This window comes from Streptomyces sp. NPDC091972, assembly GCF_044756385.1.
Classification (GTDB): domain Bacteria; phylum Actinomycetota; class Actinomycetes; order Streptomycetales; family Streptomycetaceae; genus Streptomyces.
The window spans coordinates 146,342-161,882 of sequence record NZ_JBIVSV010000008.1 but is presented as its reverse complement, the minus strand read 5'-3'; the positions used below and the strand labels follow the sequence as shown (position 1 = coordinate 161,882).

Here is a 15,541-nt window from a genome sequence, read left to right as displayed (position 1 = left end):
CACGCGTGCCGCCGGGATACCCTGGAGGGCGATTCCCAGCTGCCACCGACCCCGAGGACCGCGAGCGCCGTGTTCGATACTCTTTCCGATCGCCTCTCAGCGACTTTCAAGAACCTGCGCGGCAAGGGACGGCTCTCCGAGGCGGACATCGACGCCACCGCGCGCGAGATCCGCATCGCGCTCCTCGAGGCGGACGTGGCCCTGCCGGTCGTCCGGTCGTTCATCAAGAACGTCAAGGAGCGCGCCCTCGGTGCCGACGTCTCCCGGGCGCTGAACCCCGCCCAGCAGGTCCTGAAGATCGTGAACGAGGAGCTCGTCACGATCCTGGGCGGCGAGACCCGGCGCCTCAGGTTCGCCAAGAACCCGCCCACCGTGATCATGCTGGCGGGTCTCCAGGGTGCCGGCAAGACCACCCTCGCGGGCAAGCTGGGCCGGTGGCTGAAGGAGCAGGGCCACTCGCCGCTGCTCGTCGCCGCCGACCTCCAGCGCCCCAACGCCGTCAACCAGCTGAGCGTCGTCGCCGAGCGCGCCGGTGTCGCGGTCTACGCCCCGGAGCCGGGCAACGGCGTCGGTGACCCGGTCAAGGTCGCCAAGGACTCCATCGAGCACGCCAAGGCGAAGGTCCACGACATCGTGATCGTGGACACCGCGGGCCGCCTCGGTATCGACGCCGAGCTGATGCAGCAGGCCGCGGACATCCGCGACGCCGTCTCCCCGGACGAGATCCTCTTCGTCGTCGACGCGATGATCGGCCAGGACGCGGTCAACACCGCCGAGGCCTTCCGTGACGGCGTCGGCTTCGACGGCGTGGTGCTCTCCAAGCTCGACGGCGACGCCCGCGGTGGCGCGGCCCTGTCGATCCGGCAGATCACCGGCAAGCCGATCATGTTCGCCTCCAACGGCGAGAAGCTGGAGGACTTCGACGCCTTCCACCCCGACCGGATGGCCTCCCGCATCCTCGACATGGGTGACCTGCTCACCCTGATCGAGCAGGCGGAGAAGACGTTCAGTCAGGAAGAGGCCGAGAAGATGGCCTCCAAGCTGGCGTCCAAGAAGGGCCAGGACTTCACCCTGGACGACTTCCTGGCCCAGATGGAGCAGGTCCGGAAGATGGGCAGCATCTCCAAGCTGCTCGGCATGCTCCCGGGCATGGGCCAGATCAAGGACCAGATCAACAACCTGGACGAGCGGGACGTCGACCGCACCGCCGCGATCATCAAGTCGATGACCCCGGCCGAGCGCCAGGAGCCGACCATCATCAACGGCTCGCGCCGCGCCCGTATCGCCAAGGGTTCCGGTGTCGAGGTCAGCGCGGTCAAGAACCTCGTCGAGCGGTTCTTCGAGGCCCGCAAGATGATGTCCCGCATGGCTCAGGGCGGCGGGATGCCGGGCATGCCGGGGATCCCGGGCATGGGTGGCGGTCCCGGCCGCGCCAAGAAGCAGCCGAAGAAGGCCAAGGGCAAGCAGCGCTCCGGAAACCCGATGAAGCGCAAGCAGCAGGAGGCCGAGGAGGCCGCGCGCAGGGCCGCGGGCGCCCAGGGCGGCGGCGCCTTCGGGGTGCCCGGCCAGCAGGCCCCGCAGGACTTCGAACTGCCCGACGAGTTCAAGAAGTTCATGGGCTGAGTCGTCGGCGTTGTCACCGGGGGCGCTCCTCTTCGCAGGGGCGCCCCCGGCGGTGTTCGCGGAGGGCGGCGGTTACGGCGTGCGCGCGATCAGGTACCGGAACACGTTCGGCATCCACACGGTGCCGTCCCGGCGCTGATGCGGATGGAGCGCCTCCGTCACCTCCTTGTCCACCTGGGCCCGGTCGGTCGCCGCGATCGCCGCGTCGAACAGCCCCGTCGACAGCAGCCCCCTGAGCGCGCTGTCGAGGTCGGCGTACCCGAAGGGGCAGGAAACCCGGCCCGAGCCGTCGGGCCTGAGGCCGGCCCGGTGGGCGACCTCCTCCAGGTCGTCGCGCAGGGCCGGGCGCCAACTGCCCGTGCTCCGCAGCGGATCCGCCAGCTTGGTGGCCACTCGCAGCACCGACGACGTCGCGCACCGCTCCGGCGGGCCCCAGCCCACGAGCGCCACGGGCGCTCCCCGCTCGGCGAGCGGTGTCGCCGCGGCGAGGAGATCGCCGAGCCCCTCGGCGTCGCCCGCGAGACACCCGATCGGCTCGAAGGCGGTCACGAGGGTGTACGGGGCGCCCCGGGCGCCGGAGGTCTCCCCGGGCACCTGGTCGACCAGGCTGGTGCCGGCACGCGCACGCGTGCCCGACGCCTCCGGCTGGAGCCGCTCCCGCGCGAGCGCCAGCCGCTCGGGCGAGGAGGGCTCGACACCGGCGACCGCGGCCCCTCTGGAGGCGGCCATCAGCAGGGCGAGCCCGCTGCCGCAGCCGAGGCCCAACAGCCGCGTCGCCGGCCCCACTTCCAGTCGCTCGTAGACGGCCTCGTACAGCGGAACCAGCATCCGCTCCTGGATCTCGGACCAGTCACGCGCGCGTGCACCGAGGTCCGCGCGGGACGCCTCTCTCGTCGAAGACAGGTGTTGCCGCACGAGCGTGGGTGTCATGGATAAGCGCCCCAATCCGCCGAGATTGACTCTGTGCCCGTTTCCGTAGCCCCCGTGACGTGCGCTCGCAGTTCCCCCGTATGCCAGGTAACTCCGCACTCGACCGCTCGTCCAGAGGCAGAAGGGCCCCGCTTGCCGGTTGGCATGTGCCGGGGAAAAGAATTCACATCCCGGCAATCTGCGCCCGTAGCATCGCGCCATGGCAAAGGCACCTGTTCTCACACCCCGGGCGGACGACTTCCCGCGCTGGTACCAGGATCTGATCACCAAGGCCGAACTGGCCGACAACGGTCCGGTGCGCGGCACCATGGTCATCCGACCGTACGGGTACGGGCTGTGGGAGCGGATGCAGGCCGAGATGGACGCCCGGATCAAGGCGACGGGCACGCAGAACGCGTACTTCCCGCTGCTGATCCCGCAGTCCTACCTCACCCGCGAGGCCGACCACGTCGAGGGCTTCGCTCCCGAGCTCGCGGTCGTCACCCACGGCGGCGGCAAGGAGCTGGAGGAGCCCGCGGTCGTCCGCCCCACCTCCGAGATGATCGTCAACGACTACTTCTCCAAGTGGGTGCAGAGCTACCGTGACCTGCCCCTGCTGATCAACCAGTGGGCCAACGTGGTGCGTTGGGAACTGCGGCCCCGTCTCTTCCTGCGTACGACGGAGTTCCTGTGGCAGGAGGGCCACACCGCGCACGCGACCCAGGAGGACGCGCGCGCGTTCGCCTCGCACATCCACCGGCAGGTCTACGAGGACTTCATGACGAACGTCCTCGCCATGGACGTGGTACCCGGCCGCAAGACCGTCAGGGAGCGGTTCGCCGGAGCGATCAACACCCTCACGCTGGAAGGCATGATGGGCGACGGCAAGGCCCTCCAGATGGCCACCAGCCACGAGCTGGGCCAGAACTTCGCGAAGGCCTTCAACACCTCGTACCTGTCGAAGGACGGCACCCAGGAACTCGTCTGGCAGACCTCCTGGGGCTCCACCACCCGCATGATCGGCGCCCTGGTGATGATGCACGGCGACGACAACGGCCTGCGGGTGCCGCCGCGGCTCGCGCAGACCCAGGTCGTCGTGCTCGCGATCAAGGCGGACGAACCGGTTCTGGCCAAGGTCCGCGAGCTCGGCGACCGGCTGCGGGCGGCGGGGCTGCGGGTCCACGTCGACGACCGCACCGACATCCCCTTCGGCCGCCGCGCGGTCGACTGGGAGCTCAAGGGCGTGCCGGTCCGCGTCGAGATCGGGCCCCGTGACCTGGAGGGCGGCACGGCGATGGTGGCCCGCCGGATCCCGGGCGGCAAGGAAGCCGTACCGCTGGATTCCCTGGCGGCCCTGCTCCCCGGGTTCCTCGAGGAGGACCAGGCCCTGCTGCTGGCCCAGTCCCGCGAGCGCCGGGAGGCCCGTACCGCCGAGGTGTCGACGTTCGACGAGGCCGTCGAGGCCGCCGTCTCCGGTGGCTGGGCGCGCATCCCGTGGGCCGTGCTCGGCGAGGAGGGCGAGGCCGGGCTGGCCGAGCACGCGGTGACCGTACGCTGTCTGGTCGCGGAGGACGGGTCGGTGCCGGGAACCGACGACGCCCCCGGTAACGTCGCAGTCGTCGCGCGCGCTTACTGAGACAGCGCCCTTCCGGTGCGAGAGCGACCGAAACGCCTCTTGCGCACCTGCGGATCCCAACCGCACCGGCGCGTGGACACGATCTACGCGCCGGGGCGTACCTCACACTACGTACCGGCTTGTTACGAGCTGTGAGGCTTCTCCGCAGATCAGCGCACCCGCCCTCGTCTCCACGCATCAGCGGCAACTGACGGGTACGTGCAAATTATTTGGGATGCCCCGGAATAGGAACACAGCGGCACCCTGGCTCGTTGTCATTACGTGAGCACGACACAGACACCACCTGTTCTCGCCGCAGAGCTGGCAGAGGCGTGGGCCGACATTCAGCGGTACCACCCCGAGCTGCCGGATCTTGCCGCGCCAGAGTCCCTGATCGGGGAGTCGTCGTCCGCTTGCGGTCACGAGCTCTCCTTCGAGCGACTGCTTCACGAGGCAGTCCACGGCATCGCCGCCGCGCGAGGCATCCGAGACACCTCCCGCGCCGGCCGCTACCACAACCGCAGATTCCTCGCGATCGCCGAGGAGATGGGCTTGGACCACCCCGAGGAGCCGCACCCGAGCAGCGGCTTCTCCCTGGTCACGCTCACCCCCGAGGCGAAGCGCCGCTACCGCCCGACCATCGAGCGGTTGCAGCGCGCCCTCAAGGCCCACACGGCGGCGACCTCCGCCGACACCGCCCGCTCCTTCCGGGGCCCGGCGGCGCGGCACGGCTCCTCCGGCGGCGGGGTCCGGGTCAAGGCGGTCTGCGACTGCGGCCGCAACGTGAGGGTCGTCCCCTCCGTCCTGGCCCAGGCGCCGATCGTCTGCGGGGGCTGCGGGAAGCCGTTCCGCATCCCCGAGATCGTGGGGGCCGCGGCGAGCTGAGGACCGCGACTGCTCGTGGCAGCCGCGATCCTGCCCGGGGGCACCCGGAGTGCCGGGTGCCCCTCAGGCATGCTCGTGCGCGGCCCCGGTCCGAGAGGAGGTCCGGGGTGTGGCACAATGGCTAGCTGTACTCGACAGCCGCACAGGAACCCTCTCGCCTCCGGCTGACGCGTCCATCGGGCACTCGGGTACCGCAACCCCACGCGGCTCTCTCGCCGTGCCCAACCACGTCAAATCCAGGAGAACCCACTCCCGTGGCAGTCAAGATCAAGCTGAAGCGTCTGGGCAAGATCCGTTCGCCTCACTACCGCATCGTCGTCGCCGACTCCCGTACCCGTCGTGACGGCCGTGCGATCGAGGAGATCGGCCTGTACCACCCGGTGCAGAACCCCTCGCGCATCGAGGTCGACTCGGAGCGCGCGCAGTACTGGCTGGGTGTCGGCGCGCAGCCGACCGAGCCCGTGCTCGCCATCCTGAAGAAGACCGGCGACTGGCAGAAGTTCAAGGGCGAGCCCGCCCCGGCTCCGCTGCTCCAGCCGGCCGAGAAGGCCGCGCGCCCCTCGTTCGAGGCCCTCGGTGGCGACGACGAGGGCAAGGGTGAGGCCATCACCCAGAAGAAGAAGGCTGAGAAGAAGGACGAGGCCTCGGCCGAGTCGTCCTCGTCTGAGTCCACCGAGGCCTGAGCATGCTCGAGGAGGCTCTCGAGCACCTCGTGAAGGGCATCGTCGACAACCCTGACGATGTGCAGGTCGCCTCGCGCAACCTGCGCCGCGGACGCGTGCTGGAGGTCCGGGTCCACCCCGACGACCTCGGCAAGGTGATCGGTCGCAACGGCCGCACCGCGCGTGCCCTGCGTACCGTCGTGGGCGCCATCGGCGGCCGCGGTGTCCGCGTCGACCTCGTCGACGTGGACCACGTCCGCTGACGTCAAACGCAGTACCGGCTCGGGCCGGGGAGGGCCATCGGGCCGTCCCCGGCCCGTAGTCGTCCCGGGCCCTACGACAGGAGATCTTCGCAAGTGCAGCTCGTAGTCGCACGGATCGGCCGCGCCCACGGCATCAAGGGCGAGGTCACCGTCGAGGTCCGTACCGACGAGCCGGAACTCCGGCTCGCGCCCGGCGCCGTCCTGGCGACCGACCCGGCCGCCACCGGCCCGCTCACCATCGAGACGGGCCGCGTCCACAGCGGCCGCCTCCTGCTGCGTTTCGAGGGCGTCCGTGACCGGACCGCCGCCGAGGCGCTGCGCAACACCCTCCTGATCGCCGAGGTCGATCCCGACGAGTTGCCCGAGGAGGAGGACGAGTACTACGACCACCAGCTCATGGACCTCGACGTCGTGACCAAGGACGGCGTGGAGGTGGGCCGGATCACCGAGATCTCGCACCTGCCCTCCCAGGACCTCTTCATCGTGGAGCGGCCCGACGGCAGCGAGGTGATGATCCCGTTCGTCGAGGAGATCGTCACCGAGATCGACCTCGCCGAGCAGAAGGCCGTCATCGACCCGCCGCCCGGGCTCATCGACGACCGGGCCGAGATCGCGTCCTCGCGGGAAGAGTCGTAGAAGATGCGCCTCGACGTCGTCACGATCTTCCCCGAGTACCTCGACCCCCTGAACGTCTCCCTGGTCGGCAAGGCACGCGCGCGCGGGCAGCTCGACGTGCACGTCCACGACCTGCGCGAGTGGACGTACGACCGCCACAACACCGTCGACGACACCCCGTACGGCGGCGGCCCGGGCATGGTCATGAAGACCGACCCCTGGGGGGACGCGCTGGACTCCGTGCTGGCGGACGGCTACGAGACGGGCTCGCACACGCCCGCCCTCGTCGTCCCCACCCCGAGCGGCCGTCCCTTCACCCAGGAACTCGCCGTGGAGCTCTCCGAGAACCCCTGGCTGATCTTCACCCCCGCGCGCTACGAGGGCATCGACCGCCGGGTGATCGACGAGTACGCCACGAGGCTGCCGGTGCACGAGGTGTCCATCGGCGACTACGTCCTCGCCGGCGGGGAGGCGGCCGTACTGGTGATCACCGAGGCGGTGGCCCGGCTGCTGCCCGGCGTCCTCGGCAACGCCGAGTCGCACCGCGACGACTCCTTCGCGCCCGGCGCCATGGCGAACCTGCTCGAGGGCCCCGTCTACACCAAGCCGCCCGAGTGGCGCGGCCGCGGCATCCCGGACGTCCTGCTCAGCGGGCACCACGGCAAGATCGCCCGCTGGCGCCGCGACGAGGCACTGAGGCGTACGGCGGCCAACCGGCCCGACCTCATCGAGCGCTGCGAGCCGGGCGCCTTCGACAAGAAGGACCGCGAGATGCTCTCCATCCTGGGCTGGGCGCCGGACCCGGCGGGGGAGCCGTACGGCCGATTTTGGCGCAGGCCGGAAGGCGTGGAAGAATAGGCCGCTGTTGTGCGTCGTCCGGCGTGCGCCCCTGCCACAGGGGGACACGACGCCCGCCCCGACACGGACAGCCTCCTCACGAAACCCGACTACCGCCGATGACCTGTGGCATGGGCGAAGAAAGCAGACGAAATGTCTCACCTGCTCGACTCCGTCGACTCCGCGTCGCTGCGCAGCGACATCCCGGCCTTCCGCCCGGGTGACACCGTCAACGTCCACGTCCGCGTCATCGAGGGCAACCGCTCTCGTGTGCAGCAGTTCAAGGGCGTCGTCATCCGCCGCCAGGGCGCCGGTGTCCGCGAGACCTTCACGGTCCGCAAGGTCTCCTTCTCCGTCGGCGTGGAGCGCACCTTCCCGGTGCACACCCCGATCGTCGAGAAGATCGAGCTGGTCACCCGCGGTGACGTGCGTCGCGCCAAGCTGTACTACCTGCGCGAGCTGCGCGGCAAGGCCGCGAAGATCAAGGAGAAGCGCGAGAACTGAGCGCTTTTCGGACGTCACAGCGCGGCCGGATAGCATCTGGCCCCGATGGACACCGAAGCACAGCCGACGGAGCGCGACCGCTCCTCCCGCCCCGGACCAGGGGCCGCGGAGGGACGGTCGCGTTTCGCGTTGGTGTCGAGAATCACCCAGTGGCTGCCGGGCGGCCGGATCTCCCTGGTCCTGCTGCTCTGCCTGGTCCTTCTCCTGCTGATCAGTACGTTCGTGGTCAGACCTTTCCAGATCCCCAGCGGATCGATGGAGAACGGATTGAGGATCGGGGACCGCGTTCTCGTAAATAGGTTGGCGTACCGTTTCGGTGCCGAGCCGCGGCGGGGAGATGTAGTCGTGTTCGACGGAACCGGGTATTTCGGGGACGGGGACTACATCAAGCGCGTTGTGGGCGTGGGGGGAGACCACGTGGTCTGCTGCGACAAGAAGGGGAGGGTCGAGGTGAACGGCCGGTCGGTCGACGAGTCGGGCTTCCTGTACCCCGGCGACAGCCCGTCCTCGGTGTCCTTCGACGTCCGGGTGCCCGGGGGCACCCTGTTCGTCCTCGGTGACCACCGCAGCGTCTCCAGCGACTCCCGGGACCATCTCGGCTCACCGGGCGGCGGCATGATCCCCGTCGACGACGTCCTCGGCCGGGCCGACTGGATCATCTGGCCCGCCGGCCACGTCACCCGGCTGCACCGTTCCGCCGCCTACGCGCGCGTGCCCGCAGTGGAGGGCGCGCATGGGTAACCGCGGCAGACCACGCGGAGTGGCGAGCACCCCCGCCGAGAACCTGCTGCCCACCGGCGTCCGGCGGTCCGCGAGCCCCGCGGGCGGCCGCTCGCGCGCGGAGCGGCGCAAGCTCCAGCGCAAGGTGAAGCGGCGCAGAAGGCGCGGAGCGGTCAAGGAGATACCCCTCCTGGTCGGAGTGGCCGTCCTGATAGCGCTCGTCCTGAAGACCTTCCTCGTCCAGGCGTTCGTGATCCCGTCCGGCTCGATGGAGCAGACGATCCGGATCGGCGACCGGGTCCTGGTCGACAAGTTCACCCCGTGGTTCGGCTCCAAGCCCGAGCGCGGGGACGTCGTCGTCTTCAAGGACCCCGGCGGCTGGCTCCAGGACGAGCAGACCACGACGAAGAAGGACGACCCCGTCGTCGTCAAACAGGTCAAGGAAGGTCTCACCTTCATCGGCCTGCTGCCGTCCGACAACGAGAAGGACCTGATCAAGCGGGTCGTCGGAGTCGGCGGCGACCGCGTCAAGTGCTGCGACACGCAGGGCCGGGTCACCGTCAACGGCGTCCCCCTGAGCGAGACCGACTACCTGTATCCCGGGAACGTCCCGTCCACCCAGCAGTTCGACATCACCGTCCCGCAGGGGCGGCTGTGGGTGATGGGCGACCACCGCGCCAACTCCGCGGACTCCCGCTCGCACCAGGACACCGACTACGGCGGCACCGTCTCCGAGGACTCGGTGGTGGGACGGGCCATGGTCATCGCCTGGCCCTTCGGGCACTGGACCACGCTGAAAGAACCGAAAACTTACTCTTCCATTGCCGACTCGGCGTCCGTCGCGACCTCAGCCTCCCGGGCGTCGCTTAGGGTTGCTCCCGACGATCCGAACGAAGCGATCCAACTCCCGAGCCCTGCGGAACTCCCGCTCGTTATGGGAGTGGTGGGCCTGCGCCGTACTCGGCGCAGGCGGCGGCACAGAGTAAGGAGTTGGCGTGGGGGATGTGGCGGTTGGCGCACGATCCGGGCACGACGGCGAGGAGCACCGCGGACGCCCCGTGGAAGCAGCCGACCCGGCCGCGGACAGCGCCGTGACCTCCGGGAGTGACTCCGGGGCGACCGAGGACGGGACGACGACGGAGGTCCGGGGAGGCGGGCCCGGCGATTCGGCCCCCACGGCGAAGAAGCAGCGCTCCTTCTGGAAGGAGCTGCCCATCCTGGTCGTCATCGCGCTGGTGCTGGCGCTGCTGATCAAGACGTTCCTGGTGCAGGCCTTCTCGATCCCGTCCGACTCGATGCAGAACACCCTCCAGCAGGGCGACCGGGTGCTGGTCGACAAGCTCACCCCGTGGTTCGGCTCCGAGCCCGAGCGCGGCGAGGTCGTCGTCTTCCACGACCCGGACAACTGGCTGGCGGGCGAGCCCACGGCGGACCCGAACGCCGTGCAGACGTTCCTGTCCTGGATCGGCCTGATGCCCTCCGCCGAGGAGAAGGACCTCATCAAGCGCGTCATCGGCGTGGGCGGTGACACCGTCTCCTGCAAGGGCACCGGCCCGCTCAAGGTCAACGGCAAGGCGCTGGAGGAGGCGTCGTACGTCTACCCCGGCAACACCCCGTGCAGCCAGGACGACCAGGGCGGCCAGTTCACCGTGAAGGTCCCCAAGGGCTACATCTGGGTGATGGGCGACCACCGGCAGAACTCCCGTGACTCGCGCTACAACCAGTCGGACAAGCACCACGGCATGGTCCCGGTCGACGACGTCGTGGGCCGCGCCATCGTGAAGGCCTGGCCGATCAACCGCTGGGGCACGCTGCCCAAGCCGGACACCTTCAGCCAGGCCGGCATCAACGACAAGGCGTCGGCCTCGGCCGCCCTCACGGTCGCGCCGCAGGGCATCGCCCTCCTCGGCGCGGTGCCGGTGGCGCTGTGGCGGCGCAGGAAGGCCACCGCCGAGCGGACCCGCTGAGCGGGGCCCCGGCCGACCGGCCGCCACCGGCCCGCCGCGAACTGGTGAAACCTTTGCGGAGCCAGTCGCTCCGGCCGGGCGGGAGGGGCTGACCCGCTCAGGTACCGCCGGGTAGGGTGCGGGTCCATGGGTGGCGAGAGCACTACGCGTACGGCCCCGCGCAGGGGTGGCACCGACACGGGCCCGGTGGGCAGCCGGACCGGACAGCGACTGTCCGGACTGGCCGTCGCGCTGGGCCTCGTGCTGTTCCTCGGGGGGTTCGCCTGGGGAGCGGTGATCTACCGTCCGTACACCGTCCCCACCAGTTCCATGACCCCCACCATCGACGCCGGCGACCGGGTGCTGGCGCAGCGCGTCGACGGCGGCGAGATACGCCGGGGTGACGTCGTCGTCTTCACCGACAAGACCTGGGTGACCAACGCGCCCGTGGTCAAGCGGGTCGTCGCGGTCGGCGGTGACACGGTCTCCTGCTGCACCGACGGGAAGCTGACCGTCAACGGCAAGCAGATCGACGAGACCTACCTCAAGGGCGGCCCGGTCGAGGTCAAGTCCATCCCGACCGTGAAGGTGCCCGAGGGCCGGCTCTTCCTGCTCGGTGACGAGCGTCAGGGTTCGCTGGACTCCTCCGCCCACCTCACGGACGCGGCGCAGGGCACCGTCGCCGTCTCGGCCGTGACCGCGCGCGTGGACGCCGTCGTCTGGCCCATGAAGGGCATGGTGGAGCGGCCCGCCTCGTTCGAGACGCTCGGCGCCCTCTCCTCGCCCGGCCCGCTGCGCACGATCGCCGTGCTGATCGTCGTCGGCGCGGTGCTGGTCCTGGGCGGCGGGGCGTACGGGCCCGTGGCCAAGCTGGCCGGCAGGCGCTCCCGGGTCCGGACGGAGCCCGTCGGTGCCCGCTGACGAGCCGGCCGGGGACGGGGCTCCGGCCGAGGGCGGGCTGCGCAAGGTGTCGCGGGTGGTGCTGCTCGATCCCGAGGACCGCATCCTGCTGCTGCACGGGCACGAGCCGGACGATCCGGCCGACGACTGGTGGTTCACGCCCGGCGGAGGACTGGAGGGCGACGAGACCCGTGAGGAGGCCGCTCTGCGGGAACTCGCCGAGGAGACCGGCATCACCGAGGTGGAGCTCGGGCCGGTGCTCTGGCGGCGGATGTGCTCGTTCCCGTTCGCGGGCCGCCGCTGGGACCAGGACGAGTGGTACTACCTGGCCCGTACGACGGTGACGGCCACCCGGGCCACGGCCCTCACCGAGCTGGAGCGGCGCAGCGTCGCCGGAGCGCGCTGGTGGACGTGTCAGGAACTTGCCCGGGCACATGAGACGGTGTATCCGACCAGACTCGCCGAGCTGCTGCGCCGGCTGCTCGACGAAGGTCCCCCGGCCGGGCCCGTGACCCTCGACACCGAAATCGTCTAGGTGCTGACGGGACTGGCGCACAATGGTGGGATCGCACGGCTGAAGGGGAACATGCCATGAGCGCCGAGGACCTCGAGAAGTACGAGACCGAGATGGAGCTGAAGCTCTACCGGGAGTACCGCGATGTCGTCGGTCTGTTCAAATACGTGATCGAGACCGAGCGGCGCTTCTACCTGACCAACGACTACGAGATGCAGGTGCACTCGGTCCAGGGTGAGGTGTTCTTCGAGGTGTCCATGGCGGATGCGTGGGTGTGGGACATGTATCGGCCGGCTCGCTTCGTGAAGCAGGTGCGGGTGTTGACGTTCAAGGACGTGAACATCGAGGAGCTGAACAAGAGCGATCTGGAGCTGCCGGGCGGGTGATGGGTGGGCGACGGGTGGGTTCGCCCGTGTGGGTTCGCCCGTGTGAGTGACGGGGTTTTCCACAACCGCTGAGTAGTCCACCAAGATCAACGCGGTGGACGGGGTTGCGTGATCGTCGGTGCCGGAGGTGGTGCCGACATGAACGCACGCAGTGCACTCGGCAAGTACGGCGAGAGTCTGGCCGCGCGGCGGCTGACCGAGGCCGGGATGACGGTCCTGGAGCGCAACTGGCGCTGTGGCAGGACCGGCGAGATCGACATCGTGGCGCGGGACGGCGAGGTCCTCGTCGTCTGCGAGGTCAAGACCCGCCGGGCCGGTGCCTTCGAGCACCCGATGGCCGCGGTGACCCCCGAGAAGGCGGAGCGCCTGCGGGGCCTCGCCGCCTGCTGGATCCACGCCCACGGAGGGGCGCCACCGGGAGGCGTCCGCATCGACCTGGTCGGCGTCGTCCTGCCACGGCGCGGCGCGCCCGTGGTCGAGCACGCGCGGGGGGTGGCCTGAGATGGGGTTCGCTCGAACGTGCTCGGTGGCGCTGGTGGGCGTCGAGGGGGTCGTGGTCGAGGTCCAGGCCGACCTGGAACCCGGGGTGGCGGCCTTCACGCTGGTGGGGCTGCCGGACAAGAGCCTGACGGAGAGCCGGGACCGGGTGCGGGCGGCCGTCGTGAACTCGGGCGGTGAGTGGCCCCAGAAGAAGCTGACGGTGGGGCTCAGCCCGGCGTCGGTGCCGAAGGCGGGCTCGGGGTTCGACCTCGCCGTCGCGTGCGCGGTGCTGGGCGCCTCCGAGCGGATCGACCCGCGCGTCCTCGCCGACATCGTGATGATCGGGGAGCTGGGGCTGGACGGCCGGGTGCGTCCGGTCCGGGGCATCCTGCCGGCCGTGCTGGCCGCCGCGGACGCCGGCTACGAACAGGTCGTCGTGCCGGAGTGCGCCGCGGCCGAGGCCTCGCTGGTGCCCGGCGTCTCCGTGCTGGGCGTCCGCAGTCTCCGGCAACTGATCGCGGTCCTCGCGGACGAACCCGTGCCCGACGAGGAACCGCACGAGCCCGGCCGCCCCGATCCGCTGCTGGCCGGTCTGCGGGTGCCGGGCACGGGCGCCGCCACCGGCATGCACAGCACCGGAGCCGCCCAGCAGGACCACGGCCACGACCTGGCCGACGTCGTCGGCCAGACCTCGGCGCGCACGGCCGTGGAGGTGGCGGCCGCCGGGGGCCACCATCTGTTCCTGGAGGGGCCGCCCGGCGCGGGCAAGACCATGCTCGCCGAACGGCTGCCGGCGGTGCTGCCGCGCCTCGCCCGGGAGGAGTCGCTCGAGGTGACCGCGGTGCACTCGGTCGCCGGTCTGCTGCCGCCGGGCAAGCCGCTGATCGACCTCGCCCCCTACTGCGCCCCGCACCACTCCGCCACCATGCAGGCGCTCGTCGGCGGCGGACCCGGCATCGCCCGCCCCGGGGCGGTGTCCCTGTCCCACCGGGGCGTCCTCTTCCTGGACGAGACACCCGAGTTCAGCACACAGGCCCTCGACGCGCTGCGGCAGCCGCTGGAGGCCGGGCACGTGGTGATCGCGCGCAGTGCGGGGGTGGTGCGGTTCCCGGCGAAGTTCCTGATGGTGCTCGCGGCCAACCCGTGCCCCTGCGGCCGCTTCTCGCAGACCGACGACTTCTGCGAGTGCCCGCCCTCGGCCGTCCGGCGCTACCAGGCCCGCCTCTCCGGCCCGCTGCTCGACCGGGTCGACCTGCGGGTGCAGGTGGACCGTGTCACGCGGGACCAGTTGGCCGGGCGGGGATCCCGGGGCGAGCCGACCGCCGTGGTCGCGGACCGGGTCCGGGCCGCCAGGGAACGCGCGGCCGTGCGCTTCGCCGGCACCCCGTGGCGGACCAACAGCGAGGTGCCCGGACGCGAGCTGCGCAGCCGCTGGCACGCCGTGTCCGGGGCGATGGACGAGGCCGAGCGCAATCTGGAGCGGGGCGTGCTGACCGCCCGGGGGCTCGACCGCGTCCTGCGCGTCGCCTGGACCGTCGCGGACCTCGTCGGACACGACCGCCCGGACGCGACGGACGTCGCCCTGGCGCTGCAACTGCGCACCGGAGTGCCCCGGGGCGTGCCCATGGCCATCGGGGCGCTGACATGACCGGCGACGAACCCGACGGCGAACTGCTCGACCGCGTCCTCCTCGCCCGGGTCGTCGAGCCCGGCGACGAGGCCGTGGGGCGGTGGGTCCGGGAGCGGGGCGTGCGGGAGGTGGCCCGGTGGCTGCGCGGGTGCGGGGAGCCACTGCCCGGGGTGAGCGGGAAACGGTGGAGCGGAATGCGGGCGCGGGCCCGGGTCGCCGAGCCGCGCCGGGACCTCGCCGTCGCGTACGAGGCCGGCGCGCGGTTCGTCGTCCCCGGCGCCGCGGAGTGGCCGGGGCAGCTCGACGACCTCGGGGACGCCCGCCCGCTCGGGCTGTGGGTACGGGGGCGGCCCAGCCTGCGGATGTGGGCGCTCAGATCCGTCGCCCTCGTCGGCGCCCGGGCCTGCACCGAGTACGGCGCCCACATGGCGGCCACGCTCGCCACCGGCCTCGCCGAGCTGGGGTGGGTCGTCGTGTCCGGCGGGGCCTACGGGGTCGACGGCGCCGCCCACCGCGGTGCCCTCGGCGCGGGCGGTGCCACCGTCGCCGTCCTGGCCTGCGGGGTCGACCGGCCCTACCCGCGCGGACACACCCAGTTGATCGGCAGGATCGCGGAACAGGGCCTGGTGGTCGGGGAGTTGCCGCCCGGCGATCATCCGACGCCCAGCAGATTCGTGCAGCGCAACAGGGTGATCCTCAGTTCTGTGGGGGATAACGACCGCCGCGAGGCATCGTGCTCAGCGTTTGTGCAGCTCAGCGTCGGCGTGATCGACAGTATCCAGTGCAACAGGTGTTGCGCCATCACCGGTGAGGGTGAAACGAGGGTGACCGAGTCCCGCCAGTGGGTTTCGGTCGTTCGCGCCTGCTCCGTTTCACCTCCGAAGGACGGTGGGTAGCATTCGAATGCATAGGTCACGAGTGGCAGCGATCAGGCCCCGGCCCGCTGTCCGGCAACCCTCTGTCGTGGCGATGGTGGGGTGCCCCGGGTGAAGACCAGGTCGCGCAGTGTTGTGGTGCGCGGCAGGAGCCTTCACATTGAGGACACCCGCAGT

17 protein-coding genes, 1 pseudogene and 1 riboswitch are annotated in these 15,541 nt (G+C 70.8%); of the genes and pseudogenes, 17 read left to right on the top strand and 1 reads right to left on the bottom strand.

Annotation, left to right across the window (positions count from 1 at the left end; genetic code table 11):
- Positions 1–69 precede the first annotated feature (69 nt).
- Positions 70–1,623, top strand: a complete 1,554-nt coding sequence (ffh, locus tag ACIQJT_RS24550; protein WP_053848463.1) for a signal recognition particle protein — start codon at positions 70–72, stop codon at positions 1,621–1,623.
- A 72-nt stretch (positions 1,624–1,695) separates the two neighbouring features.
- Here the strand turns inward: ffh and ACIQJT_RS24545 are convergent, their stop codons facing one another.
- Entirely contained in the window at positions 1,696–2,553 is an 858-nt protein-coding gene (locus ACIQJT_RS24545) for an SAM-dependent methyltransferase (protein WP_365460586.1), read from the bottom strand.
- Between the two features lie 199 nt (positions 2,554–2,752).
- On the opposite strand from ACIQJT_RS24545, the gene proS reads away from it, so the two are divergent.
- The 16 genes and pseudogenes from proS to ACIQJT_RS24465 form a co-directional block, all read left to right on the top strand.
- Positions 2,753–4,168, top strand: a complete 1,416-nt coding sequence (gene proS, locus ACIQJT_RS24540; RefSeq protein WP_402646772.1) for a proline--tRNA ligase — start codon at positions 2,753–2,755, stop codon at positions 4,166–4,168.
- Positions 4,169–4,429: 261 nt separating this feature from the next.
- Positions 4,430–5,032: a hypothetical protein gene (locus ACIQJT_RS24535; RefSeq protein WP_020138752.1), complete on the top strand. Its 603-nt coding sequence runs from the start codon at positions 4,430–4,432 to the stop codon at positions 5,030–5,032.
- A 254-nt stretch (positions 5,033–5,286) separates the two neighbouring features.
- Complete coding sequence (rpsP, locus tag ACIQJT_RS24530; RefSeq protein WP_053848460.1) at positions 5,287–5,715, top strand: 30S ribosomal protein S16; 429 nt, start codon at positions 5,287–5,289, stop codon at positions 5,713–5,715.
- A 2-nt stretch (positions 5,716–5,717) separates the two neighbouring features.
- Complete coding sequence (locus ACIQJT_RS24525) at positions 5,718–5,957, top strand: RNA-binding protein (protein ID WP_003973401.1); 240 nt, start codon at positions 5,718–5,720, stop codon at positions 5,955–5,957.
- 93 nt (positions 5,958–6,050) lie between these two features.
- A complete protein-coding gene (rimM, locus tag ACIQJT_RS24520; RefSeq protein ID WP_053848459.1) occupies positions 6,051–6,593 on the top strand; it encodes a ribosome maturation factor RimM in 543 nt (180 codons plus the stop codon).
- A 3-nt stretch (positions 6,594–6,596) separates the two neighbouring features.
- Positions 6,597–7,430 carry a tRNA (guanosine(37)-N1)-methyltransferase TrmD gene (gene trmD, locus ACIQJT_RS24515; protein ID WP_365460594.1) on the top strand — a complete coding sequence of 278 codons (834 nt, stop codon included), beginning with the start codon at positions 6,597–6,599 and terminating at the stop codon, positions 7,428–7,430.
- Between the two features lie 132 nt (positions 7,431–7,562).
- Positions 7,563–7,913, top strand: a complete 351-nt coding sequence (gene rplS / locus ACIQJT_RS24510) for a 50S ribosomal protein L19 (protein ID WP_053848457.1) — start codon at positions 7,563–7,565, stop codon at positions 7,911–7,913.
- A 45-nt stretch (positions 7,914–7,958) separates the two neighbouring features.
- A complete protein-coding gene (gene lepB / locus ACIQJT_RS24505) occupies positions 7,959–8,654 on the top strand; it encodes a signal peptidase I (RefSeq protein ID WP_402646767.1) in 696 nt (231 codons plus the stop codon).
- The gene (gene lepB, locus ACIQJT_RS24500) at positions 8,647–9,741 is read left to right on the top strand and encodes a signal peptidase I (protein WP_402646765.1); all 1,095 of its coding nucleotides are present in this window, start codon (positions 8,647–8,649) and stop codon (positions 9,739–9,741) included. The genes lepB (ACIQJT_RS24505) and lepB (ACIQJT_RS24500) overlap by 8 nt, the downstream gene beginning before the upstream one ends.
- Complete coding sequence (gene lepB, locus ACIQJT_RS24495) at positions 9,629–10,600, top strand: signal peptidase I (RefSeq protein WP_365460600.1); 972 nt, start codon at positions 9,629–9,631, stop codon at positions 10,598–10,600. The genes lepB (ACIQJT_RS24500) and lepB (ACIQJT_RS24495) overlap by 113 nt, the downstream gene beginning before the upstream one ends.
- A gap of 126 nt (positions 10,601–10,726) precedes the next feature.
- Positions 10,727–11,500 (top strand): signal peptidase I, encoded by a 774-nt coding sequence (gene lepB, locus ACIQJT_RS24490; protein ID WP_402646762.1) that lies wholly within the window; start codon positions 10,727–10,729, stop codon positions 11,498–11,500.
- Positions 11,490–12,014, top strand: a complete 525-nt coding sequence (locus tag ACIQJT_RS24485) for an NUDIX hydrolase (protein WP_402646759.1) — start codon at positions 11,490–11,492, stop codon at positions 12,012–12,014. The genes lepB (ACIQJT_RS24490) and ACIQJT_RS24485 overlap by 11 nt, the downstream gene beginning before the upstream one ends.
- A 56-nt stretch (positions 12,015–12,070) precedes the next feature.
- The gene (locus tag ACIQJT_RS24480; RefSeq protein ID WP_003965949.1) at positions 12,071–12,379 is read left to right on the top strand and encodes a DUF2469 domain-containing protein; all 309 of its coding nucleotides are present in this window, start codon (positions 12,071–12,073) and stop codon (positions 12,377–12,379) included.
- A gap of 138 nt (positions 12,380–12,517) precedes the next feature.
- Positions 12,518–12,880: a YraN family protein gene (locus ACIQJT_RS24475; protein WP_330264205.1), complete on the top strand. Its 363-nt coding sequence runs from the start codon at positions 12,518–12,520 to the stop codon at positions 12,878–12,880.
- A 1-nt stretch (position 12,881) separates the two neighbouring features.
- Positions 12,882–14,507 (top strand): YifB family Mg chelatase-like AAA ATPase, encoded by a 1,626-nt coding sequence (locus ACIQJT_RS24470; RefSeq protein ID WP_053848451.1) that lies wholly within the window; start codon positions 12,882–12,884, stop codon positions 14,505–14,507.
- 14 nt (positions 14,508–14,521) lie between these two features.
- Positions 14,522–15,184: pseudogene (locus ACIQJT_RS24465) on the top strand (DNA-processing protein DprA); the annotation flags it as partial.
- A gap of 215 nt (positions 15,185–15,399) precedes the next feature.
- Positions 15,400–15,522: riboswitch (SAM riboswitch) on the top strand.
- Positions 15,523–15,541: the final 19 nt, after the last annotated feature.